The organism is Nocardioides sp. W7 (genome assembly GCF_022919075.1).
Lineage (GTDB): Bacteria > Actinomycetota > Actinomycetes > Propionibacteriales > Nocardioidaceae > Nocardioides.
This window is the reverse complement of sequence record NZ_CP095078.1, coordinates 2,706,437-2,728,098: the sequence shown is the minus strand read 5'-3', so window position 1 is coordinate 2,728,098 and position 21,662 is coordinate 2,706,437. Positions and strand designations below refer to the sequence as shown.

Here is a 21,662-nt window from a genome sequence, read left to right as displayed (position 1 = left end):
TCGGAGTACCCCTGACCCGGTGGCTGTTCGAGGTCCAGGACGCCCCGGGGCGGCTCAGCTCGGCTTCGGCACCCGCGCCAGGTTCAGCTGCGCCCGACGGTGCAGGAGTGCACGCTCGCTCTCGTTCCTGGTGCGCGCGGCCGCCTCGGTGAACGCCTCGCTCGCCGGCCCGTGCAGCCCCGCCCGCTCGAGCAGGTCTCCGCGCACGCTCGGTATGAGTGGCGAGTCGCCGAGCACGCCTGCGCCCAGCTCCCCGAGCACGGCCAACCCCGCGTCCGGGCCGAACGCCCGTCCGTGCGCGACGGCCCGGTTCACCTCGACGACCGGTCCCGGCGCGGCGTCGGCCAGGACGTCGTACAGGGCCGCGATCCGGCGCCAGCTCGTGTCCTCGGCACGCTCCGCGCGGGCATGCTGCACGGCGATCGAGGCCTGCAGGAAGTACTTCCCGACCGGCTTCCCACGCGCGGCGAGCAGCTCGGCCCGCTGCAGCGCGGCCATCCCGCGCCGGATCAGCAACTGATCCCAGCGCTTCCGATCCTGCGCCTCCAGCAGGACCGGCGCGCCGGACTCATCCAGCCGGGCGGCCATCCGTGAACCCTGGAACTCCAGCAGCGCCTGCAGGCCGAGCACCTCGGGCTCGTCGGGAGCGAGTACGGCCAGCATGCGCGCGAGCCGCATCGCCTCGTTCGACAGGTCGGGGCGCATCCAGTCCTTGCCGGAGGTGGCGGTGTAGCCCTCGTTGAAGATCAGGTAGATCACGGCCATGACGTCGTCGAGGCGCCTGACCCGCTCCGCCCCCGTGGGCAGCTCGAACTCGGCATGCGCCTCGGCCAGGGTCTTCTTGGCCCGCGAGATCCGCTGGCCCATGGCGGAATCGGCGGTCAGGAACCCGCGCGCGATCTCGCTGGTGGTGAGCCCTCCGACCAGTCGGAGCGTCAGCGCCGCCCGGGACTCGGCACTCAGGGTGGGGTGACAGGTCAGGAAGACGAGTCGCAGGACGTCGTCCTCGATGTGGTCGACCTGGGCGTCGAGATCGGGCATCCCCTCCTCCTCTCCCCCGCCGGCATGCCCGAGCTCCGCGACCTTGCGGCGAAGGAGGTCGGCGCGCCGGAAGTGGTCGATGCCGCGCCGCTTCGCGGTGGTCATCAGCCACGCGCCCGGGTTGTCCGGTATCCCGGCCGCGGGCCACTGCTCGAGCGCAGCGACGAGCGCGTCCTGCGCAAGGTCCTCGGCGAGCTCCACGTCACGGGTCATGCGGGTGAGAGCACCGACGAGGCGGGCCGACTCGGCCCGCCACGCGGCGACGATGGCCTCGCTCGGGTCATCCGAACTGGTCTCTGCCGGCACGACGCCAGCGTAGTGAGTCCCCTTCGCCAAGAAGTCCCGTTCAGTCGCCCGGCGCCTCCGGGCCCGTCGAGATCTGGCGCAGGGTCGAGACCACGGTGGCCTCGGGCCAGTACTTCGCGTGCAGCTCGGCGAACTCCTGCTGCTCGGCCACGGCTTGCTCGAGGGTGTCGTACTGCAGGATGGCCCAGCCGCCGACGACTTCCTTGGCCTCGGCGTACGGTCCGTCGACCCGGCTGACCTCGCCCTGGCGGACCACGAAGTTCACGGCGTCCTCGGTGCCGTACAGACCCCCGCCGTCGAGGAACACACCCTTGGCGACCTGCTCGCCGATGTAGGCGTCCATCGCGTCGAACAGGGCCTTCGGCGGCGTACCGATGCCCTCCTCCATCCTCACGAATCCCATGAAACGCGGCATCTTGATCACTCCTACTGGTTGCTGGGAGATGCTTCTCGCACACACGTCGAACGGCTGCCGGGTTCTTCGACATCGAACCTCAAGAATCTTCCCTCACCGTGCGCGGACCGCGGACGGCTACTGAAATCAGGCTTGACCGCAGCCGGGCGGCAAGAACATGTCGAGATCCCGGCCCCGGCTCCGTCCCAGCATCGAATCGGCACGACGACTGGCAGAGGATGGATCCCATGGCACACGTACGACGTTTCGACCACATCGGCATCACCGTCGCGGACCTCGAATCGGCGACGGCGTTCTTCGTCGGGCTGGGTCTCGAGGTCGAGGGCACCGGATCCGTGGAGGGTGAGTTCGTGGAGACCGTCTGCGGCATCCCGGGCGCGCACTGTGAGATCACGATGCTGCGCCCGCCGGACGGAGGATCCCGGTTGGAGCTTTCCAGCTTCGTCACGCCCGACCACGTGCCCGGATCGCCCACAGCGATGGCCAACGAGCTCGGCCTGCGCAACGTGTCCTTCGAGGTCGGCGACCTCGAGGCGGCCGTCGATGCGGTGGCTGCGGACGGGTACGGGCTCGTCGGCGGCATCGGCGAGTACGAGAACAGCGTGCGGATGGCCTACGTACGCGGACCCGAGGGGATCATCGTGTCCCTCTTCGAGCAGATGGGCTGACGCGCGCGTCGGCCGGCGAGCGCAGCCCGGTCGTGTAGAAACGGCGGGTGATCGAGACTCCCTCCCCCGCCGCCGTCGAGCAGGCCCGGACGCTCGCCGAGCGCTGGCTGCCGGCCTTCCTCGCCGGTCACCGCGCCGACGACGACGTGTACGCCGAGGGCGTCAGCACCTGGCACAACATCGGCGAGCACGAGGCCGAGATCCAGCGGACGCCGTCGCGCACCCGCCAGGTCCGGGCCGGCGCCGACCTCCGCGTCACGGACGTCCGGCTGCGGGTCTTCGACGGCGGCTGGGTCGTCCAGGCCACGACGGTCGGCACCAACGCCGCCGGCGAACCGGTCCGGGTGCCGACCTGCCTGGTCGTCACCCTCCGCGAGGGCCGGATCGCCCGCTTCGAGGAGTACGCCGACTCCCGCGCGGCCGAGGCGCTCTTCGGTCAGGCGGCAACAGGGACGAGCGCAGCTAGGCCGTGATGGCCAGGAGCGCGTCGCCGTACTTCTCCAGCTTGGCGGCACCGAGCCCGGAGATGCCGGCGAGCTGGTCCCTGCTCGTGGGACGCGTCGAGGCGATCTGGCGCAGCGTGGCGTCGTGGAAGACGACGTACGCCGGGAGGCCGGCCTCCCGCGCCGTCTCGCCGCGCCAGGCGCGAAGCTGCTCGAAGAGCGCCTCGCCTGCGGCGTCGAGCGGCACATCGTCGACCTTCGCCTTCTGAGAGGACCGGGAGCGCCTGGTGGCGGCCGCCGCGACCTCGTGCCGCAGCCGGACCTCACGCTCGCCGCGGAGGACCGTGGACGACTCCTCGGTGAGCTCGAGGGTGCCGTAGCCGTCGTCCCCGACGGTCAGCAACCGCTGCGCGAGGAGCTGGCGTACGACGCCGCGCCACTGGTTGGCGTCGAGATCGGTGCCGATGCCGAAGACGGTCAGCGAGGTGTGGTCGAGGGACTCGATGCGGGCGTTCGACTTGCCCAGGAGGATGTCGATGACGTGGCCGGCGCCGTACCGCTGGCGGCGCTGGGCGAGGCGCACGATCGCGGACAGGAACTTCTGCGCGGCCACCGTCCCGTCCCAGGTCTCGGGCGGCGCGGTGCAGGTGTCGCAGTTGCCGCACGCCTCGCTGCCGGGCTGCCCGAAGTAGGCGAGGAGCTGGGTGCGCCGGCACTCGACGGTCTCGCACAGGGCGAGCATCGCGTCCAGGTTCTGGCCCAGGCGCCGCTTGTGGGCGGCGTCGCCCTCGGAGGTCGCCGCCATCTTCCGCTGCTGCACGACGTCCTGAAGGCCGTAGGCCAGCCAGGCCGTGGCCGGGTTGCCGTCCCGGCCGGCGCGGCCGGTCTCCTGGTAGTAGCCCTCGACGGACTTCGGCAGGTCGAGGTGGGCGACGAACCGGACGTCCGGCTTGTCGATCCCCATGCCGAACGCGATGGTGGCGGTGATGACGAGCCCCGGCTCGCGCAGGAAGCGGGACTGGTGCTCGGCGCGCGTCCGGGAGTCCATGCCGGCGTGGTAGGCCAAGGCAGGGATGCCGTTGCGGGTGAGGAACTGGGCGGTCTCCTCCACGGACTTCCGCGACAGGCAGTAGACGATGCCGGAGTCGCCGGCGTGCTCGGTGCGCAGCAGCTCCAGCAGCTGGTTGCGGGGGTTGTCCTTGCTGACGATGCGGTACTCGATGTTGGGCCGGTCGAAGGACGAGACGAACGTGCTGGCCCGGCCCAGGCCGAGCCGGGTGACGATGTCGGCCCGGGTCGCCTCGGTGGCCGTCGCGGTGAGGGCGATGCGGGGTACGGCGGGCCACCGTTCCCCGAGGACTGCGAGGGCCAGGTAGTCGGGACGGAAGTCGTGGCCCCACGAGGAGACGCAGTGGGCCTCGTCGATGGCGAACAGGGCGATCGTGCCGCGGTCGAGCAACGACAGGGTCGACGGAGCCGAGAGCCGTTCCGGGGCCAGGTAGAGCAGGTCGAGCTCGCCGGCGACGTACGCCGTCTCGACGTCCCTGCGTTCCTGGGCGCTCTGGGTGGAGTTCAGGAAGGCCGCCCGGACCCCGAGTGCGCCCAGCGCGTCGACCTGGTCCTGCATCAGGGCGATCAGCGGGGAGATCACGATCCCGGTCCCGGGGCGCACCAGGGACGGGATCTGGTAGCACAGCGACTTGCCCCCACCGGTGGGCATCAGCACCAGTGCGTCCCCGCCGTCGACGACGGTGTCGATGATCTGAGCCTGGTCTCCGCGGAAGGTGTCGTAGCCGAAGACCCGGGAGAGGACCTCGGTCGGGGTGTGCGTCGTCATCGGTGCCATGGTGACGCCTCTGTCCACGCGGGCGAAGCAGCACCCTGGAATGTGGACCGACGTCAGCATATGCTGACGCCATGGAGATCACGACCGGCACCCAGGACGACGACGGCATCGTCGGCGAGCTCGCGGCGGTGGCCGAGGCCAAGCGCGACCTGTCCCGGCGCGAGGAGGTCGCCGTACGCCGGGCGCGCGTCACCGGCCTGAGCTGGGCCGAGATCGGCACGCTGCTCGGCGTCACCCGGCAGACCATGCACCGCAAGTACCGCAAGGTGGGCTAGGCCCTAGGGAGTCAGCTCCTGCTGGCCCCACGGGCTGCCGTACTCGGTCAACAGCTCCAGGAACGGTACGGCGTCGAACGCCTCCGGGCCGAGCACGCCGACCCCGCTCCAGGTGCCGCGGGCGAGCAGCTCGAGGGCGATGACCGGGTTGATGGCGGTCTGCCACACGACGCACTGGTGGCCGTACTCGCGCATCGTCCACTCGTTGTCGACCACGTGATAGAGGTACGTCGACCGGTCGGCGCCGTCCTTGCCCCTGCCGGTGACCCACAGACCCGCGCAGGTCTTGCCCCGCATCCGCGGGCCGACGGTCGCCGGGTCGGGAAGCACAGCGGCGACCACGTCGCGCGGACTGACCTCGACGCCCTTGACCCGGACCTTCTCGGTGCTGTCCAGGCCGAGGGTGTGCAGCACCTTCAGGATATTGATGAACTCGTCGCCGAGGCCGTACTTGAAGGTCGCCCTCTTGCAGTCGACCCAGCGCGGCATCAGGAGCACCTCCTCGTGCTCGACGTTCACGCACTCGACCGGCCCGATGCCCTCGGGGAAGTCGAAGACCTCGGGCTCGGAGAAGGGCACGGTCGTACGCCACTCCTGGTCCTCCCAGATCACCGGCGGGTTGAGGCACTCCTCGATGGTGGTCCACATCGAGAACGACGGCGCGAAGATCTCGTTGCCCTCGTCGTCGGTGACGACCAGGTTGGCGCCGTCGCGGGTGCCGAGCTCGTCGATCTCGCCGAACAGGTGGTCGGCGGCGTAGCGCGCGAACACATCCGAGAGGCCGGGCTCGACGCCCATCCCGACCAGCGCGAGCCGGCCGCCCTCCTCCCACTCCGTCGCGAGCGCGAACTGCTCGTCACCCAGCTTCACGCCGGTCTTCTCGTACGGCGCCTCCGGGTGCGGCCGCGACAGCGACATCGCCATGTCGAGGTAGTCCGCGCCCGCCGCGAAGGCGCCGCCGAAGATCGGCATGTTGAAGACCGGGTCGACCGCGTTCATCACGTGCGTGATGCCGTGCTCGTGGCACAGCGCGCTCACGCTGTCGGCGTCGCTGGCGTCGATGCGGGCCGCGACGTACCGCTCGTCGGTGGCGGCCGCCCGCTCCGCCTTGGCGGCGTCGTAGTCGGCCACCACGACGGTCTCGAAGAAGTCGCGCCGGGCGGCGATGGCGGCGAACGCCGCCCCCACGCCGCCCGCGCCGATCAGGAGGATCCTCATGTCAGTCCCTTTCGCGCGAGAGGGGACGCTTCTCGACCCACCGGGTTTCGAGACGGTCGCGGCGCGACCTCCTCAACCACCGTCACTCACCGATGTAGCTCATGACGTGCTTGATGCGCGTGTAGTCCTCGAGCCCGTACATCGACAGGTCCTTGCCGTAGCCCGAGTGCTTGAAACCGCCGTGCGGCATCTCGGAGACGAAGGGGATGTGGGTGTTGATCCACACCACGCCGAAGTCGAGCTTGCGCGACATGCGCAGGGCGCGGGCGTGGTCCTTGGTCCAGACGCTGGACGAGAGGCCGTACTCGACGCCGTTCGCCCAGCTCAGCGCCTCGGCCTCGTCGGTGAACTTCTGCACGGTCATCACCGGGCCGAAGATCTCCGTCTGGATCTGCTCGTCGTCCTGGCGCAGGCCGGAGAGCACGGTCGGCTCGTAGAAGTAGCCGCTGCTGCCCTTGCGCTGCCCGCCGGTCTCGATGCTCGCGTGGTCGGGGAGCCGGTCGACCATGCCGCTGACGTGCCCGAGCTGGTGGGCGTTGTTGAGCGGGCCGTAGTAGGTCGCCTCGTCGTCCGGCATGCCGGTCGGCATCCCCTTCGCGGCCTCGGCCAGCGCCGCGACGAACTCGTCGTGGATGCCGGCCTGGACGAGCAGTCGGGTCGCCGCGGTGCAGTCCTGACCGGCGTTGAAGAGGCCCGCGCCCGCGATGCCCTCGGCCGCCTTCACGACGTCGGCGTCGTCGAAGACCACGACCGGGGCCTTGCCCCCGAGCTCGAGGTGGACGCGCTTGAGGTCGCCGCTGGCGGCCTCCGCGACCTGCATGCCGGCCCGGATGGAGCCGGTGATCGCGACCATCTGCGGGGTCGGGTGGGCGACCAGCGCGCGGCCGGTGTCGCGGTCGCCGCAGACGACGTTGAGGACGCCGGGCGGCAGGAACTCCTGGCAGAGCTCGGCGAGCAGCGTCGAGCTGGCCGGGGTGGTGTCGCTGGGCTTGAGGACGATCGTGTTGCCGGCCGCGAGCGCGGGGGCGATCTTCCAGATCATCATCATCAGCGGGTAGTTCCACGGCGTCACCTGCCCGACGACGCCGATCGGCTCGCGGCGGACCCACGACGTGTGGTCGGCCATGTACTCACCCGCCGCCTTGCCCTCGAGCAGCCGCGCCGCGCCCGCGAAGAACTTGAAGTGGTCGGAGGCGTACGGCATCTCCTCGTCCATGGTCAGGCCCAGCGGCTTGCCGGTGTCCTTGCACTCGACGGCATTGATCTCCTCGACCCGCTCCTCGATGGCGGCGGCTATCTTCAGCAGCGCGTTCGAGCGGTCCTGGGGCGTCGCGTAGGCCCAGCCCTCGAAGGCGGCGTCCGCGGCGGCGTACGCCCGGTCGACGTCCTCGTCTCCCGAGAGTGGCGCGCGCGCGTACGTCTCCCCCGTGGTGGGGTCGATCACCTCGTACGTCTCACCCGAGAGGGAGTCGACGAGCTCACCGTTGACGACGTTCTGGAAGGTCTGGTCGGCCATGTCGGGAGCCTAGTGACGGGTCGACGGAATCGGTAGGGTCGAGCCGCTTCGTAACACGGAATTAGTCGAGTCAGGCCTCGAAGACGGGCCTTCCGTCCACCCAGGTCGACACAACCCGGGGCGGCGCCGATCTCCTCGACCGACCGACCCGCGCCCGGTGTCCCGACGACCGTCGAAGAGGCTCCGTCGCGGAACGAGGTGGTGCGCGCGGACGCCATGGTCGATGCCTGGCAGATCGTCGCAACCCGCATGTCACAACGAAATCCGCATCAAATCACCCCTGACGCCGACGGATCCGCTTGCGATGAGCCTTGTTTCCGCGCACCATGGGCACATGCGCGCGGACTACGAGCACCTTCAGCAGGCAGCCAAGGACCACCTCTGGATGCACTTCACCCGGCACGACTCCTACCGGGACGCGGACGTGCCGATCATGGTCCGTGGTGAGGGTGCCTACCTCTTCGACGCCCACGGCAAGCGCTACCTCGACGGGCTGGCCGGCCTGTTCGTCTCCCAGCTCGGGCACGGCCGGACCGACCTCGCCGAGGCCGCCGCGAAGCAGGCCGGCGAGCTGGCCTTCATGCCGCTGTGGTCCTACGCCCACCCGAGCGCGATCGAGCTGGCCGAGAAGATCGCGTCGTACGCCCCCGGCGACCTGAACCGCGTCTTCTTCACCAGCGGCGGCGGCGAGGCCGTCGAGACCGCGTGGAAGCTGGCGAAGAACTACTTCAAGCTCACCGGCAAGCCGATGAAGCACAAGGTGATCAGCCGGGCGATCGCCTACCACGGCACCACCCAGGGCGCCCTGTCGATCACCGGCCTGCCGCTGCTCAAGCAGCAGTTCGAGCCGCTGGTGCCCTCGACCTTCCGGGTCCCGAACACCAACATCTACCGCGCGTTCGAGGCCACCGGCGGGCTGCTCGACGACAGCGACCCGGAGGCCTTCGGCCGCTGGGCCGCCGACCAGATCGCCATCGCGATCGAGAACGAGGGCCCCGACACCGTCGCCGCCGTGTTCCTCGAGCCCGTCCAGAACGCCGGCGGCTGCTTCCCGCCCCCGCCCGGCTACTTCCAGCGGGTCCGCGAGATCTGCGACCAGTACGACGTACTGCTGGTCAGCGACGAGGTCATCTGCGCCTTCGGCCGGCTCGGCCACATGTTCGGCGCCGAGCGCTACGACTACCAGCCCGACATGATCACCTGCGCCAAGGGCATCACCTCCGGCTACGCCCCGCTCGGCGCGATGATCGCCTCCGAGAGGCTGATGGAGCCGTTCCTCGCCGACGGCGCGATGTTCGCCCACGGCTACACCTTCGGCGGCCACCCGGTCTCCACCGCGGTCGCGCTGGCGAACCTGCAGGCCTTCGAGGACGAGAAGGTGCTCGAGAACGTCCGCGACAACGAGGCCACCTTCCGCGCCACCCTCGAGCGCCTCAAGGACCTCCCGATCGTCGGCGACGTGCGCGGCGACGGGTACTTCTACGGGATCGAGCTCGTCAAGGACAAGACGACCAAGGAGTCCTTCACCGACGAGGAGTGCGAGCGCCTGCTCTACGGCTTCGTCTCCAAGCAGCTCTACGCCGAGGGTCTCTACTGCCGCGCCGACGACCGCGGCGACCCGGTCGTCCAGCTCGCTCCCCCGCTCATCTGCGGCCCCGAGCACTTCGACGAGATGGAGCAGATCCTGCGCACCGTCCTCGACAAGGCCTCCTCCCTCCTCTGACCTCCCCGCGCGCCGACCCGGCGCAAGTTTGACGCCGAGCCGGCGCAAGTTTGGTGCCGAGCCGGCGCAAACTTGCGCCGGGTCGGCGCAAACTTGCGCCGGTTCGGCGTTTCTCCACAGGTGAGGACCTGGCTGGTGTCGGGCCGACGCCGTACTGGGCAGACAACCGGCCATGCCGATTCCACTGCCCGAAGACTTCCCGTTCCGACCTGATGAGCCGTTCACACGACGGCAGGCGCAGGAGGCCGGCGTACCCGACTGGGTCCTGCACCGGCTGGTGAAGGAGCACCGACTCCGACGTCCGATCCACAAGGTGTACGTCGGGGCCGCCGCGCCCGACTCCCTCGAGCTGCGCTGCCGCGCCCTCGGGCTCGTCCTTCCGAGCGACGGCTTCATCTGCGACCTGACCGCGGCCTGGATCCATGCCGGCGAGAAGGCACTCGCTCCCGGCGACCATGCGACAGTCCCCTCCGTCTCGTGCTTCCGGCCAAGCGAAGGAGGGCGGCTGCGTAACGCCATCACTTCCAGCGGCGAGCGAATGGTCGGGCCTCGGGACCTGGTCGAGATCCAGGGTCTCGTGGTGACCACCCAGCTCCGGACCGCCGTCGACCTCGGTCGTCTGCAACGTACCGCCGACATGCGACTGTGGGGCATGGCCTGCATGCTGAGCCTCGGCGACTTCACCCATGACGAGCTGTGCATCGAGACCGACCGATTCAAGGGTCAGCGCGGAGTCGTCCTGCAGCGTGAGCTCGTGCCGCGCGTCGACCCCGGCCTCGAGTCGTTCGGCGAGGCCGCCATGCTCAACCGGTGGTGGGACGCCGGCCTCCCCCGCCCCCACACTCAGGTCGAGATCGTGCGCGACGACGGGTCGTCGTACTTCCTGGACCTCGGACTGCCCGAGGAGCGCTTCGCCGCGGAGTACGACGGCCGCGCCTGGCACTCGACCGACGAGCAGCGCGAACACGACCGAGGACGCCGTCAGTGGGTCCGCGACCGGCGGGGTTGGCGGATCGAGGTGCTGACCGAGACCAACACCTTCGGCCACGCTCAGAACGCCGAGTTGATCCTGCGGGAGGCGTTGGCGGGCCACCGCGGCGTTCGGTACCTCTGACAGGACTCACGCCGACTCGGCACCACATTCACGCCGACTCGGCACCACATTCACGCCGGGTCGGCGAACGGGTCAGGTGAGGGCAGAGCGGCGGCGGCGGGAGTTGAGCTCGCCGGTGACGACGACCGCGACGGAGAGCAGGAACATGACGGTGCCGACCACGTTGACCTGCATGGGCACGCCACGCTGGGCGACGCCCCAGACGTACATCGGGAAGGTGGTCTCGGTGCCCGCGTTGAGGTTGGTGATGATGAAGTCGTCGAAGGACAGCGAGAAGCTGAGCAGGGCGGCGCCGACGATGCCGGGCAGCACCAGGGGGAAGGTCACCCGCCAGAAGGTCTGCGCGGGGGTCGCGTAGAGGTCCATCGCCGCCTGCTCGAGGGTGTCGTCCATGCCGGCGAGCCGGGCCCGCACGGTGACGACGACGAAGGACAGGCAGAACATGACGTGGGCGATGAAGATCGTCCAGAACCCCAGCTGGCCCGCGAAGCCGGTGGCGACGAAGAGCGCCAGGAGCGAGGAGCCGAGCACGATCTCGGGGGCGGCCATGGGCAGGAAGATGAGCAGGTTGCTCGCGGAACGGCCGGCGAAGTGGTAGCGGACCAGGGCGAAGGCGGCCAGGGTGCCGAGCACGGTGGCGACGCCGGTCGCGAGCAGGGCGATCCGGATGCTGAGCCACAGGGCGCTGCACATCCCCTGCGGCCCGCAGAAGTCGGTCCAGTTGTCGAGCGTGAACCCGTCGAAGCGGTAGACGTTGCGGCTGGCCGGATCGTTGAAGCTCATCAGGACGACCACGAAGATCGGCACGAACATGTAGACCAGGACCAGCAGACCCAGGATGAGCACCAGGTGCTCGCGCATCCACCTCACAGCAGCTCCTCCGTCCCGGCGCGGCGCACGTAGACCAGGACCATCGCCAGGATCAGCAGCATCAGCATCGTGGAGAGGGACGCGGCCGCCGGGTAGTTGTTGGCCTCGACGAACTGGCTCTGGATGACGCTGCCGATCATCCGCTGCCCGGTGCTGCCGAGCAGCTGGGCGTTGATGTAGTCGCCGACGGCCGGGATGAAGGTCAGCAGCGTCCCCGACACGACGCCCGGGAGCGACAGCGGCCAGGTCACCTTGAAGAACCCGACGAACGGATGGGCGTAGAGATCGCTGGAGGCCTCGACCAGGCGTGGGTCGATCCGGTCCAGGCTCGCGAAGAGCGGCAGGATCATGAACGGCAGGAAGTTGTAGACCAGACCGGCGATCACCGCGACCGGTGTCGCCAGCAGCCGGCCGTCGTCGCCGAGGACCTGGAGGAACTGCAGGGTGTTCACCACGAACCCGTCGTCGGCCAGGATCAGCTTCCACGACAGCGTGCGGACCAGGAAGCTGGTGAAGAACGGGGCGATGACCAGCACGAGCAGCAGGTACTTCCAGCGTCCGGCCTTGAACGCCATCGCGTAGGCCAGCACGTAGCCGAGCACCAGGCAGATCACGGTGGCGACCGCGCCGTACACGAGCGAGCGGACCAGGGGGCCGGAGAAGTCGCTCAGCGCCGACCAGTAGTTCTGGAAGTGGAACGTCATCTCGTAGCCCGCGACGTCCGAGCCCTCGGGGTCGTACAGACTGGTCGCGATGAGCGAGTAGAAGGGCAGCACGAAGAACACGAGCAGCGTCAGCAGCGCCGGCAGCAGGAGCAGGTAGCCGGTCTTGCCGCGCCGACGCCCGTCCTCGGTGCGTACGTCGGTGACCGCGACCGGCGCGACGCCGGCCGTGCTCGTCATTAGTCGTCACCCTTCTGGGAACCGGCCGAGGCGTCCTGCGAGAAGTCGAGAAGGAAGGCGTACTCCGGACGCCAGGACAGCTCCACCCGGTCCCCGACCCGGAAGATGCGGGTGCGCCCGGTGTTCTGGGCGAAGACCGCGAGCTCCTGGCCCCACGGCATCCGGACGAGGTACTGGGTCGAGACCCCGTTGAAGCTGACGTCGGCGACCACGCCGCCGGGGATCGTGTTGCCCGGCGCGTCCAAGGCCTCCCCCACCTCGCCGATCAGCACCTTCTCGGGCCGGATGCCGATCCAGCCCTTCTCGCCGTCGGTGTGGCTGCGACCGGTCGGGACGGAGACCCCGATCCCGTGCATGTCGACCGAGATGACCTCCGAGCCCCGCGAGACGACCGTGCCCTCGATCAGGTTGGACTGCCCGAGGAAGTTGGCCACGAACGTCGAGCGCGGGTTCTCGTAGAGCTCCTCCGGGGCGCCCAGCTGCTCGATCACGCCGGCGTTCATCACCGCGACCGTGTCGGCCATGGTCATGGCCTCCTCCTGGTCGTGGGTGACGTGCACGAAGGTCAGCCCGACCTCGACCTGGATCCGCTTGATCTCGATCTGCATCGCCCGGCGCAGCTTGAGGTCGAGCGCGCCCAGCGGCTCATCGAGCAGCAACACCTCGGGCCGGTTGATCAGCGCCCGCGCCAGCGCGACCCGCTGCTGCTGGCCGCCGGAGAGCTGGGTGGGCTTCTTGCGGGCCTGGGTGCCGAGCTCGACCAGGTCGAGCATGTCGCGGACCTGTTGGTCGACGTCCTTCACCTTGCGCCGCTTCAGCCCGAACGCGACGTTCTCGAAGATGTCGAGGTGCGGGAAGAGCGCATAGTTCTGGAAGACCGTGTTGACCGGACGCTTGTACGGCTTGGCATAGGTGATGTCGTCGCCGGCCAGGGTGATCGCCCCCGCCGTCGGCGTCTCCAGCCCGGCCACCATCCGCAGCGTCGTCGTCTTGCCGCAGCCCGACGGGCCCAGCAGGGCGATGAACGACCCCCGCGGCACGTCGAGGTCGAGATTGTCGACGGCGGTGAAGCCGTTCGGGTAGGTCTTGGTCACCCCGCGGATCCGGAGCCCGTCGTACGACGCGTCGCCCGGCTGCTCGGTCTGTACGTCAGCCACCTGTGACATTGGCCCAGTCTCCTTCGTACTCGTTGCTCTGGCGGGCGTCGAGCGGCATGAAGTCGAAGGTGTTCGCCAGCATGTCGTCGTCGGGGAAGATCAGCGGGTTCGCGGCGAGGTCGGGGTCGAGCTTCTCCATCTCCTCCTGCGCGCCCTTGACCGGGCAGATGTAGTTGACGTACGCCGCCAGCTGCGCCGCGACCGCCGGCTCGTAGTAGTAGTCGATCCACTTCTCGGCGTTGGCCTGATGGATCGCGTGGTTGGGGATGATCATGTTGTCGCTCCACAGCGCCAGCCCCTCCTCCGGCGTCACGAACTTGATGTCCGGGTTGTCGGCCTGCAGCTGGATCACGTCGCCGGACCACGCCTCGCAGGCCAGGATGTTCCCGGCGGCGAGGTCCTGGGTGTACTCGTTGCCGGTGAAGGCCCGGATCTGATCGCTGGCGACGACCTTCCTCAGCCGCTCGATGGCGGTGCCCCACTGGTCGTCGTCGAAGTCACGGGGGTCGGCCCCGGTGACCTTCAACATGAAGGCCATGGTGTCGCGCATCTCCGAGAGCAGCGTGACCCGTCCCCTCAGGTCGGCGCGGGTCAACAGCTCCTCGAAGCTGCGCACCTCACCGGTCTTTGCCGCGTTGTAGGCGATGCCGGTCAGGCCGGTCTGCCACGGCGCGTGGAACTCCAGGTCGGGGTCCCATTGCCGGTCGCGGAGCGCGTCGAGGAGGTTGGCGTGCAGGTTGGGGACGTTGGCCTTGTCGTAGGGCTGGGTCCAGCCGAGCGAGATGAACCGCGCGGCCATCCAGTCGGTCAGCATCACCATGTCGCGGTCGATCGGGGTGCAGGTGCCCAGCTGGTTGCGGACCTTGGCGTAGAACTCGGCGTTGTCGTTGACGTCGTCGGAGTAGTCGACCGTGATGCCGGTGCGATCCTGGAAGATCGACAGCGTCGAGGGGTCCTCGTCGGAGTCGATGTAGCCCGGCCAGTTCGAGATGACCAGCCGCTTCTGGCTGCTGGACAGGTCGGTGGCCCGGCAGGTCGCCGGGTCCTGCTCGAACCCGTCGGTCCCGAAGATCGGCAGCTTCAGCGCGGCGGCGCTGGCCCCGAGGAAGGCGACGGTCCCCACGCCGCGGAGCACCGTACGGCGGGACGCGAAGCCAGGTCCGCGACCGGGTCCGGGCATTCCTGACGTCATGTGGCCCCCTTCGAGCAATCACTCTCGATTGCTCGGATCGTGCCACTTCGAGGGGGTGCCGACAAGCGATCCGGTCGATTGGAAACGTGATCGCAACGAAATCCCTTGTCGATGCCGGATCGTGCACGGCGAGGCCCCGCGTCCGACCGGTCCGACCTGCTAGGACTGGGCCATGTCCGTATTCCGCCCCGGCACACCCATCAGCCTGGGCGTGGACGGCGCGACCCTGGCCGATCTCCGCCAGGCCGTCGCGGACGCCCCGCCGGGCCTCTCCGCCCACCTCGACGAGGACCGGGACCCCGTGCGGCTCCGGGTGTCGAGAGGTTTCGGCTCACCGCACGGCGGGGCGCGCGGCGTCGCCGACCTGCGGGTGTCCGAGGTTCTCGGAACGGGCCTCCGGATCACCGGTGAGGTGCGACCGGGCCGCCTCAACCGGTTCCTCATGATCCCGTTCACCGGGGTCGCCGTGCTGTTCGTCGGCCTGGGACTGCTGCTGATGCTCGTCAACCTGGAGGCGGTCGGCCTGGTGGTCGTGGGCGGGATCTTCGGCGGAGTGGTGTGGACCGTCAGGTCGGTCGAGAGGCCGTACGTCGAGAGCGTCGCCGCCGACGTCTCCGGACCGGACGGCTGGTTGCTCCAGGCGCTCGCCACGGCTTCGCGGGAGCGCCCGGCGCGGTGACCGATCCCGTGGCGCCGCCGCCCGTTCACGACGGAATCCTTCGTCGGACGCGCCGCCGGCCACTGCTTGGCGCGGCCGTCCTGGCCTGACAGCATGACCCCATGAGTCCGAAGCAGGAGCGCGGCCCGGCGCCGCTCGACGACGTCTCGAAGGCCATCATCGAGCAGCTCCAGCAGGACGGCCGGCGCTCGTACGCCGCGATCGGCAAGGTCGTCGGACTGTCCGAGGCCGCGGTGCGTCAGCGCGTGCAGCGGCTCATCGACGGCGGGGTGATGCAGGTCGTCGCGGTGACCGACCCGCTCGAGCTCGGCTTCGCACGCCAGGCGATGGTCGGGATCCGGGTGACCGGCCCGCTCGAGCCCGTCGCCGACGCGATCGGAGCGCTGTCCGAGGTCGACTACGTGGTGATCACCGCCGGCAGCTTCGACCTGCTGGTCGAGGTGGTCGCGGAGAGCGACGAGCACCTCCTGCGGATCATCTCGGGCGACATCCGGGAGATCGAGGGCGTGCTGGCCACCGAGACCTTCATGTACCTGCGCCTGCACAAGCAGACCTACTCCTGGGGTGTGCGCTGAGCGGGTACGCCGGACTCTCGCTCTGGCACGAGACGGCCGGCAGCGACTGGACCCCGCGCCCGGCCCTGCCCGGCGACACCGACGTCGACGTCGCCGTCGTGGGCGGCGGCCTGACCGGCCTGTGGACGGCGTACTACCTCGCCGAGGCGGACCCGTCGCTGCGGATCGCCGTGCTCGAGTCCGAGGTCGCCGGCTTCGGCGCCTCCGGGCGCAACGGCGGCTGGTGCTCCGCCCTGTTCCCGGCCTCGCTCGACAGCCTGTCGTCGATGGCCGGCGGCGGCCAGGCCGGTCGGCAGGCCGCGCTCGCCCAGCACGCCGCGATGCGCGCGACGGTCGACGAGGTCGTCCGGGCCGCCGCGGCGGAGGGCATCGACGCACACGCCGCGAAGGGCGGCACGGTGGTGCTCGCCCGCAGCCGCGCCCAGCTGATCCGAGCCGCGGCGGAGGTCGAGCACGCCCGCTCCTGGGGTCGAGGCGAGGACGACCTGCGGCTGCTGGGAGCGACCAAGGCCAAGACCGTGCTCCGGGGCAGCCGCACCCGCGGCGCGACGTACACCCCCGACTGTGCCGTGCTGCACCCCGCACGGCTGGTGCGCGGCCTCGCGGAGGCCGTCGAGCGGCGCGGGGTGCGCCTCCACGAGCAGACCCGGGTGACCCGGATCGAGCCGGGTCGGGCGGTCACCGAGCACGGCACGGTCCGCGCCGGCACCGTCGTACGCGCCACCGAGGGCTACACCGCGCAGCTCGACGGGCACCGCCGGGCGGTCGCCCCGGTCTACTCGCTGATCATCGCGACCGAGCCACTGCCGGCCGCCACCTGGGACGAGATCGGGCTTTCCCGGCGCGAGACGTTCAGCGACCACCGGCACCTCGTCGTCTACGGGCAGCGGACCGCCGACGACCGGCTGGTCTTCGGCGGCCGCGGCGCGCCGTACCACCTCGGCTCGCGGATCAAGCCCGAGCACGACCGCGACGAGCACGTCTTCGCGGGCCTCTACGCCAGCCTCGTCGACCTGTTCCCGGTGCTCACCGGCACCCGGGTCACCCACGCGTGGGGCGGCGCGCTCGGCATCCCGCGCGACTGGACCGCCTCGGTCGGGCTGGACCGCTCGACCGGGCTCGCCTGGGCGGGCGGGTACGTCGGCGACGGTCTGTCGACGACCAACCTGGCCGGCCGGACGCTGCGCGACCTGGTGCTCGGCCACGACACCGAGCTGGTCCGGCTGCCCTGGGTCGGCCACCGCTCGCCGCTGTGGGAGCGCGAGCCGCTGCGCTGGCTCGGCATCAACGCCGGCCTGCGGGCGATGACCTTCGCCGACGCCGAGGAGTCGCTGACCCGCCGTCCCAGCCTGGTCGCCCGGGCTGTCTCCCCCCTGCTGCACTGAGCACATCATTCGCAGCGCGACCGACCCCGACCTGGCGCTGCGCCAGTGGGAGGGGTACGTCGCGGCGCTGCGCGCCGAGGGCTGGGAGACGATCGAGGTCGCCCCGGCCGACGACTGCCCGGACGCGGTGTTCGTCGAGGACACCGTCGTCGTGTACGGCGATCTCGCGGTGATCAGCCGATCCGGAGCCGACGCGCGCCGGCCCGAGACCCCCGGCACCGAGGACGCACTGCGCGGGCTGGGCTACCGGATCGCTGGATCGAGGTCGCTCAGAGCCCGTTGGCGGCGGTGGGAGCCGGCGGGCGCGGGGCGCGCAGCCAGGCCTGGAAGAACCGGCCGAGGTCCTCGCCGCTGACGCGCTCCGCGAGCGCGACGAACTGGCGGGTGGTGCCCGTCCGCCCGCGATGGCTGCGCACCCAGGTGCGCAGCAGCCGGTCGAAGTCGCGCCGGCCGATCCGGGAGCGCAGCGCCTGCAGGGCCATGGCGCCGCGCTGGTAGACCGGCACGTCGAAGAGGTGTCCGGGCCCGGGGTCGTCCACGCGGATCCGCCAGAAGTACTCGTTGGGTGCGAGGTCGCGATAGGCCTGCGCGAGCCACTCCCGCCCGCTCGGACCGCCGTGCCTCGCGGTCCACAGCACCTCGAAGTACGTCGCCGGCCCCTCGTTGAGCCAGATGTCGCGCCAGCCGCGGACGGTCACCGAGTCGCCGAACCACTGGTGCGCGATCTCGTGGACGACCGTGCGCGTGGCGTTGTGGTCCATGACGGGGTACGTCGGCCGCGTCTGGTTCTCGAGCGCGAACCCGACGGGCATCGACGTGGTCAGCCCGCCCGTGCTGGAGAACGGGTAGCGGCCCAGCCGGCGCTCGAGCCACGAGGTGATCGCAGGGGTACGCCGCATCAGCTGCATCGCGCGGTACTGCTGGGCCGGCGGGAGCCGCTCGGAGACCGCGACGTACCACGGGAGGCCCTTGCGGACGCCGGACGCGGTGCGGAACCGGCCCGCGGCGAAGAACGCGAGGTAGGTGGCCATCGGCTCCTCGCTGCGCCAGTGCGTGGTCGCGAGCGCCCCGTCGACCGTGCGGCCGACCAGCGTGCCGTTGCCGACCACGTCCAGGTCGGTGGGCACGGTGACGTGCACGTCGAAGCGGGCCCGGTCGCGCGGGTGGTCGTTGGCGGGGAACCACCACGGGGCCATGTGCGGCTGGTTCATCGCCACGACCTCGTGGTCGTCGGCGAGCCAGTTCTGCTCACCGGCGTAGGTGATGGGCGCGGGCAGTCCGTCGTACGCGACCGTGACCGCGACGGTCTCCCCCTGGCGCAGCGGCGCCGCGGGGGTGATCTGGAGCTCGTGCTGGTCGGGCTTGCGGAACGCCGCCGGCACGTCGTCGACCTGCACCGACTGCACGGGCAGCAGCAGGTCGAGGTTGAAGCCGGAGAGGTCGCGTGTGGCCCGCAGGGTCACCCGGGTGCTGCCCTGCAGTCGGCCCGAGGCCAGGTCGTAGGCCACGCGCACGTCGTAGTGGAGCACGTCGATCCCGCCGTTGCCGTCGAGCGGGAAGTACGAGTCGCCGATGCCCGGGGCACCCGGCGTCGGGTCCAGCACGGAGCCGACCGCCGGGGCCGGCACGGGCGCGAGGAGGCCGACGGTGCAGACCAGCGCGACGAGCAGGCCGAGGGGACGGAGGGGGTGCACCGCTGCAAGGTAGACCACCCGAGCAGGCGGCTCGCTTTCCGGGACCACCAGTGCTATAACTCTAGTGAGTTAATACACTTTAGGTGGAGGTCACGGTGGGCGTGGTCGTGCGGGTGGTCACCCTGACGGTTCCCGAGCTCGGGAACCGCTGCTACCTGGCCCACGACGGCAGCCGCGCCCTGGTCGTCGACCCGCCCCGCGACCTCGCGCTCGTCGAGCGGGCGGCCGAGCTCGCCGGTGTCGAGATCGCCGCGGTCGCCGACACCCACGTCCACCACGACTACGTCTCGGGCGCGCTCGCCCTGGCTCGCCGCCACGGCGCCGACTACCTGCTCTCGGCCGACGAACGGGTCGAGTTCGAGCGGGTCGGCGTACGCCACGGCGACCTGGTGCCGGTCGGCGGCCTGGAGGTCCGGGTCCTGGCGACCCCGGGCCACACCCGGCACCACCAGTCCTTCCTGGTCTGCGGTGGTGAGCGCCCCGGCGCCCTGTTCAGCGGCGGCGGCCTGCTGCACGGCAGCGTGGGACGCACCGACCTGGTCCACCCGCGCCTGGCCCTCGACCTGGCCCGTGCGCAGTGGGGCAGCGCCCGCCTCCTCGGTGACCTCGACCCTCGCACCGCACTGCATCCCACCCACGGCTTCGGCAGCTTCTGTGCGAGCGCGACCGGCAACGACGACACCCAGGACGGAGACACCGTGACCATCGGCGACGAGACGAGCCGCAACCCGGCGTACAGCACCGACCGCGACCGCTACGCCCGCGACCTGGTCGCGGGCTACGGGCCGGTCCCGGCGTACTTCCCGCACCTGGATCCGCTCAACCGCGCCGGAGCCGGCCGCGCCGAGCCCCGACCAGCCCGACCGGCCACCGCCGAGGAGGTCGCCGACGCCATCCTGCGCGGGTCGTGGGTCGTCGACGTGCGCGGGCACGACGAGTTCGCCGACGGCCACCTCGCCGGCTCGGTCAGCGTCGAGTACTCCGCGCAGTTCGCGACGTACGTCGGCTGGCTGGTCCCGTGGCAGGACGACATCGTGCTGCTGACCGACTCCCCCCGCCTGCTGCAGCCGGCCCTGCGGGACCTGGCCCGGATCGGCATCGACGGCGTCGGCACCCACGTGCTGCCGCGCGAGACGCCGCTCGCGGCGACGTACCGCCGGGCCACCTGGGCCGACTTCCGCTCCCCAACCGCCGACCAGCGCGTGGTCGTCGACGTCCGGCAGCGCGACGAGTGGGAGGACGGCCACCTGCCCGGCGCCGTCCACGTGCCGGTCCACGACGTCGAGGTGGTGGCCGCGTCCCTGCCCGCCGGCGAGCTGTGGGTGCACTGCCGCTCGGGCTACCGCGCGGGGATCGCCGCCAGCCTGCTGCACCGACTCGGCCGCGCCGTGGTCCAGGTCGACGACGCCTGGGAGCAGGTCGCGGAGCTGGGCATCCCCACGACCACCGACCACCTCGCCGCCTGACCCCCACCGCCCACCTCGCCGAGTCAGCACGAATGGTGGGCCGAGTCAGCACTACTGGTGCTGACTCGGCGAAAAAACCGGTTGCCCCGGGGAGGAGCCAGCCCCGATCCTGGGCGGGATCGCGTCGGAGTCCCCGGTGCCCGTCGAGAGGAGCGTGACATGTCCATGACTGTCGTTGGCCTGTCCGCAGACCACCCCCTCTTCCGATGGAGCACCACCACCGATGACGCACGACAGCTATGCACCGACCGGCGAGGAGCCGTACTCCTCTGAGCACCTGGTCCGCCTCCCCGAGCCGGACCCCCAGGATCCCCCGGGCCCCGACCCCCTCGACGGGATCGACGAGAGCTTCGTCTTCGCCTTCCAGACGTACGACGACGTCGCCGACGGCCAGCGCTGGACCACCTGGTACGACGTCGAGCCGCTCTCCCGCGGACCCGAGCCGCGCCCCGACTGGGTCGTCACGTCCCGGGGCGCGATCGACACCGAGCTCGGCATCCTGAAGACCGGCAAGGAGGCCGACGTCTTCCTCCTGGAGCGGGCGGACCCGCTGGAGCCCGAGCGAGCGGTCGTGATGGCGGCCAAGCGCTACCGCAGCAGCGAGCACCGCACCTTCCACCGGGCCGCGTCGTACACCGAGGGCCGGAGCATGAAGCGCTCCCGCGACGAGCGGGCGGTCAAGCGCAAGAGCACCTTCGGCAAGCTGGTCGCGGCCGGCGAGTGGGCGGTCTCGGAGTGGGACGCGCTGAAGCGGTTCACCGAGCTCGGGCTGCCGGTGCCGTACCCCGTGCAGATCGACGGCACCGAGATCCTGATGGAGTGGATCACCGTCGAGACCGAGGACGGCGTCGAGACGGCCCCGCGGCTGGCGCAGACCCGGCCGGAGCCGGCGCTGCTGCAGGCCTACCTCGACCAGCTCCGCGACGCGCTCACCACGATGGTCCAGCACGGGATCGTGCACGGCGACCTGTCGCCGTACAACATCCTCGCCGCGGGCGACCGGCTCGTGATCATCGACCTTCCCCAGATCGTCGACCTGGTCGGCAACCTGAACGGGATGGACTTCCTGATGCGCGACTGCACGAACGTCTGCTCGTGGTTCCGCGCCCGGGGGTTGGACGTCGACGAGCACGACCTGTTCGGGGAACTGCTGGCCCACGCCTTCTAACCTTCAGGC

Annotated in this window: 20 protein-coding genes; 10 read left to right on the top strand and 10 right to left on the bottom strand. The window is 70.5% G+C overall.

The features are described from left to right. Positions 1–54: 54 nt before the first annotated feature. Together MUB56_RS12965 and MUB56_RS12960 are read right to left on the bottom strand one after the other, a co-directional pair. Complete coding sequence (locus tag MUB56_RS12965; protein WP_244932301.1) at positions 55–1,347, bottom strand: sigma-70 family RNA polymerase sigma factor; 1,293 nt, start codon at positions 1,345–1,347, stop codon at positions 55–57. 40 nt (positions 1,348–1,387) lie between these two features. After that, complete coding sequence (locus tag MUB56_RS12960; RefSeq protein ID WP_244932300.1) at positions 1,388–1,762, bottom strand: YciI family protein; 375 nt, start codon at positions 1,760–1,762, stop codon at positions 1,388–1,390. Positions 1,763–1,989: 227 nt separating this feature from the next. Here MUB56_RS12960 and MUB56_RS12955 point away from each other — a divergent pair, with 227 nt between their 5' ends. Beyond that, positions 1,990–2,430, top strand: a complete 441-nt coding sequence (locus MUB56_RS12955; RefSeq protein ID WP_244932299.1) for a VOC family protein — start codon at positions 1,990–1,992, stop codon at positions 2,428–2,430. A 47-nt stretch (positions 2,431–2,477) separates the two neighbouring features. Next, entirely contained in the window at positions 2,478–2,903 is a 426-nt protein-coding gene (locus MUB56_RS12950) for a hypothetical protein (protein ID WP_244932298.1), read from the top strand. Here MUB56_RS12950 and recQ read toward each other — a convergent pair. After that, positions 2,893–4,710 carry a DNA helicase RecQ gene (gene recQ / locus MUB56_RS12945; RefSeq protein WP_244932297.1) on the bottom strand — a complete coding sequence of 606 codons (1,818 nt, stop codon included), beginning with the start codon at positions 4,708–4,710 and terminating at the stop codon, positions 2,893–2,895. The genes MUB56_RS12950 and recQ overlap by 11 nt on opposite strands. 80 nt (positions 4,711–4,790) lie before the next feature. Here recQ and MUB56_RS12940 point away from each other — a divergent pair, with 80 nt between their 5' ends. Beyond that, positions 4,791–4,994, top strand: a complete 204-nt coding sequence (locus tag MUB56_RS12940; protein ID WP_244932296.1) for a sigma factor-like helix-turn-helix DNA-binding protein — start codon at positions 4,791–4,793, stop codon at positions 4,992–4,994. A 3-nt stretch (positions 4,995–4,997) separates the two neighbouring features. Here MUB56_RS12940 and MUB56_RS12935 read toward each other — a convergent pair whose 3' ends face one another. Both MUB56_RS12935 and MUB56_RS12930 read right to left on the bottom strand, forming a co-directional pair. Continuing rightward, a complete protein-coding gene (locus tag MUB56_RS12935) occupies positions 4,998–6,212 on the bottom strand; it encodes a saccharopine dehydrogenase C-terminal domain-containing protein (RefSeq protein WP_244932295.1) in 1,215 nt (404 codons plus the stop codon). Positions 6,213–6,294: 82 nt separating this feature from the next. Continuing rightward, the gene (locus MUB56_RS12930) at positions 6,295–7,728 is read right to left on the bottom strand and encodes a gamma-aminobutyraldehyde dehydrogenase (RefSeq protein WP_244932294.1); all 1,434 of its coding nucleotides are present in this window, start codon (positions 7,726–7,728) and stop codon (positions 6,295–6,297) included. Positions 7,729–8,062: 334 nt separating this feature from the next. Between MUB56_RS12930 and MUB56_RS12925 the strand changes: the two genes are divergently transcribed. Both MUB56_RS12925 and MUB56_RS12920 read left to right on the top strand, forming a co-directional pair. Then, positions 8,063–9,451: an aspartate aminotransferase family protein gene (locus MUB56_RS12925; protein ID WP_244932293.1), complete on the top strand. Its 1,389-nt coding sequence runs from the start codon at positions 8,063–8,065 to the stop codon at positions 9,449–9,451. A 172-nt stretch (positions 9,452–9,623) separates the two neighbouring features. Further along, positions 9,624–10,565 carry a type IV toxin-antitoxin system AbiEi family antitoxin domain-containing protein gene (locus MUB56_RS12920; RefSeq protein ID WP_244932292.1) on the top strand — a complete coding sequence of 314 codons (942 nt, stop codon included), beginning with the start codon at positions 9,624–9,626 and terminating at the stop codon, positions 10,563–10,565. A 72-nt stretch (positions 10,566–10,637) separates the two neighbouring features. Here MUB56_RS12920 and MUB56_RS12915 read toward each other — a convergent pair whose 3' ends face one another. The 4 genes from MUB56_RS12915 to MUB56_RS12900 are packed head-to-tail and all read right to left on the bottom strand — an operon-like array spanning position 10,638 to position 14,686. Continuing rightward, positions 10,638–11,426 carry an ABC transporter permease gene (locus MUB56_RS12915; protein ID WP_244932398.1) on the bottom strand — a complete coding sequence of 263 codons (789 nt, stop codon included), beginning with the start codon at positions 11,424–11,426 and terminating at the stop codon, positions 10,638–10,640. 5 nt (positions 11,427–11,431) lie between these two features. Continuing rightward, positions 11,432–12,337, bottom strand: coding sequence for an ABC transporter permease (locus tag MUB56_RS12910; RefSeq protein WP_244932291.1), 906 nt, complete (start codon positions 12,335–12,337; stop codon positions 11,432–11,434). Then, entirely contained in the window at positions 12,337–13,503 is a 1,167-nt protein-coding gene (locus tag MUB56_RS12905; RefSeq protein ID WP_244932290.1) for an ABC transporter ATP-binding protein, read from the bottom strand. Before MUB56_RS12905 ends, MUB56_RS12910 begins: the two co-directional genes overlap by 1 nt. After that, the gene (locus MUB56_RS12900; protein WP_244932289.1) at positions 13,487–14,686 is read right to left on the bottom strand and encodes a spermidine/putrescine ABC transporter substrate-binding protein; all 1,200 of its coding nucleotides are present in this window, start codon (positions 14,684–14,686) and stop codon (positions 13,487–13,489) included. Before MUB56_RS12900 ends, MUB56_RS12905 begins: the two co-directional genes overlap by 17 nt. A 172-nt stretch (positions 14,687–14,858) precedes the next feature. Between MUB56_RS12900 and MUB56_RS12895 the strand changes: the two genes are divergently transcribed. From MUB56_RS12895 to MUB56_RS12885, 3 genes are all read left to right on the top strand, one after another. Further along, positions 14,859–15,365 (top strand): hypothetical protein, encoded by a 507-nt coding sequence (locus MUB56_RS12895; RefSeq protein WP_244932288.1) that lies wholly within the window; start codon positions 14,859–14,861, stop codon positions 15,363–15,365. A 101-nt stretch (positions 15,366–15,466) separates the two neighbouring features. Then, positions 15,467–15,940, top strand: coding sequence for an Lrp/AsnC family transcriptional regulator (locus tag MUB56_RS12890; protein WP_244932287.1), 474 nt, complete (start codon positions 15,467–15,469; stop codon positions 15,938–15,940). Continuing rightward, on the top strand, positions 15,925–17,325 hold the full coding sequence (locus tag MUB56_RS12885) for an FAD-binding oxidoreductase (RefSeq protein ID WP_348536726.1): 1,401 nt from the start codon (positions 15,925–15,927) through the stop codon (positions 17,323–17,325). The genes MUB56_RS12890 and MUB56_RS12885 overlap by 16 nt, the downstream gene beginning before the upstream one ends. Before the next feature lie 269 nt (positions 17,326–17,594). Here the strand turns inward: MUB56_RS12885 and MUB56_RS12875 are convergent, their stop codons facing one another. After that, positions 17,595–19,019: a M1 family metallopeptidase gene (locus tag MUB56_RS12875; protein WP_244932285.1), complete on the bottom strand. Its 1,425-nt coding sequence runs from the start codon at positions 19,017–19,019 to the stop codon at positions 17,595–17,597. Between the two features lie 83 nt (positions 19,020–19,102). Here MUB56_RS12875 and MUB56_RS12870 point away from each other — a divergent pair, with 83 nt between their 5' ends. Both MUB56_RS12870 and MUB56_RS12865 read left to right on the top strand, forming a co-directional pair. Next, a complete protein-coding gene (locus tag MUB56_RS12870; protein ID WP_244932284.1) occupies positions 19,103–20,485 on the top strand; it encodes a rhodanese-like domain-containing protein in 1,383 nt (460 codons plus the stop codon). A gap of 223 nt (positions 20,486–20,708) precedes the next feature. After that, entirely contained in the window at positions 20,709–21,653 is a 945-nt protein-coding gene (locus MUB56_RS12865) for an RIO1 family regulatory kinase/ATPase (RefSeq protein WP_244932283.1), read from the top strand. Positions 21,654–21,662 lie beyond the last annotated feature (9 nt).

What these genes read in the sequence shown, in the direction of transcription:
- MUB56_RS12960 (WP_244932300.1), bottom strand. Translation starts at nt 1,762, where the DNA reads ATGCCGCGTTTCATGGGATTCGTGAGGATGGAGGAGGGCATCGGTACG.
- MUB56_RS12955 (WP_244932299.1), top strand. Translation starts at nt 1,990, where the DNA reads ATGGCACACGTACGACGTTTCGACCACATCGGCATCACCGTCGCGGAC.
- recQ (WP_244932297.1), bottom strand. Translation starts at nt 4,710, where the DNA reads ATGACGACGCACACCCCGACCGAGGTCCTCTCCCGGGTCTTCGGCTAC.
- MUB56_RS12940 (WP_244932296.1), top strand. Translation starts at nt 4,791, where the DNA reads ATGGAGATCACGACCGGCACCCAGGACGACGACGGCATCGTCGGCGAG.
- MUB56_RS12935 (WP_244932295.1), bottom strand. Translation starts at nt 6,212, where the DNA reads ATGAGGATCCTCCTGATCGGCGCGGGCGGCGTGGGGGCGGCGTTCGCC.
- MUB56_RS12930 (WP_244932294.1), bottom strand. Translation starts at nt 7,728, where the DNA reads ATGGCCGACCAGACCTTCCAGAACGTCGTCAACGGTGAGCTCGTCGAC.
- MUB56_RS12925 (WP_244932293.1), top strand. Translation starts at nt 8,063, where the DNA reads ATGCGCGCGGACTACGAGCACCTTCAGCAGGCAGCCAAGGACCACCTC.
- MUB56_RS12920 (WP_244932292.1), top strand. Translation starts at nt 9,624, where the DNA reads ATGCCGATTCCACTGCCCGAAGACTTCCCGTTCCGACCTGATGAGCCG.
- MUB56_RS12915 (WP_244932398.1), bottom strand. Translation starts at nt 11,426, where the DNA reads ATGCGCGAGCACCTGGTGCTCATCCTGGGTCTGCTGGTCCTGGTCTAC.
- MUB56_RS12910 (WP_244932291.1), bottom strand. Translation starts at nt 12,337, where the DNA reads ATGACGAGCACGGCCGGCGTCGCGCCGGTCGCGGTCACCGACGTACGC.
- MUB56_RS12905 (WP_244932290.1), bottom strand. Translation starts at nt 13,503, where the DNA reads ATGTCACAGGTGGCTGACGTACAGACCGAGCAGCCGGGCGACGCGTCG.
- MUB56_RS12900 (WP_244932289.1), bottom strand. Translation starts at nt 14,686, where the DNA reads ATGACGTCAGGAATGCCCGGACCCGGTCGCGGACCTGGCTTCGCGTCC.
- MUB56_RS12895 (WP_244932288.1), top strand. Translation starts at nt 14,859, where the DNA reads ATGTCCGTATTCCGCCCCGGCACACCCATCAGCCTGGGCGTGGACGGC.
- MUB56_RS12890 (WP_244932287.1), top strand. Translation starts at nt 15,467, where the DNA reads ATGAGTCCGAAGCAGGAGCGCGGCCCGGCGCCGCTCGACGACGTCTCG.
- MUB56_RS12865 (WP_244932283.1), top strand. Translation starts at nt 20,709, where the DNA reads ATGACGCACGACAGCTATGCACCGACCGGCGAGGAGCCGTACTCCTCT.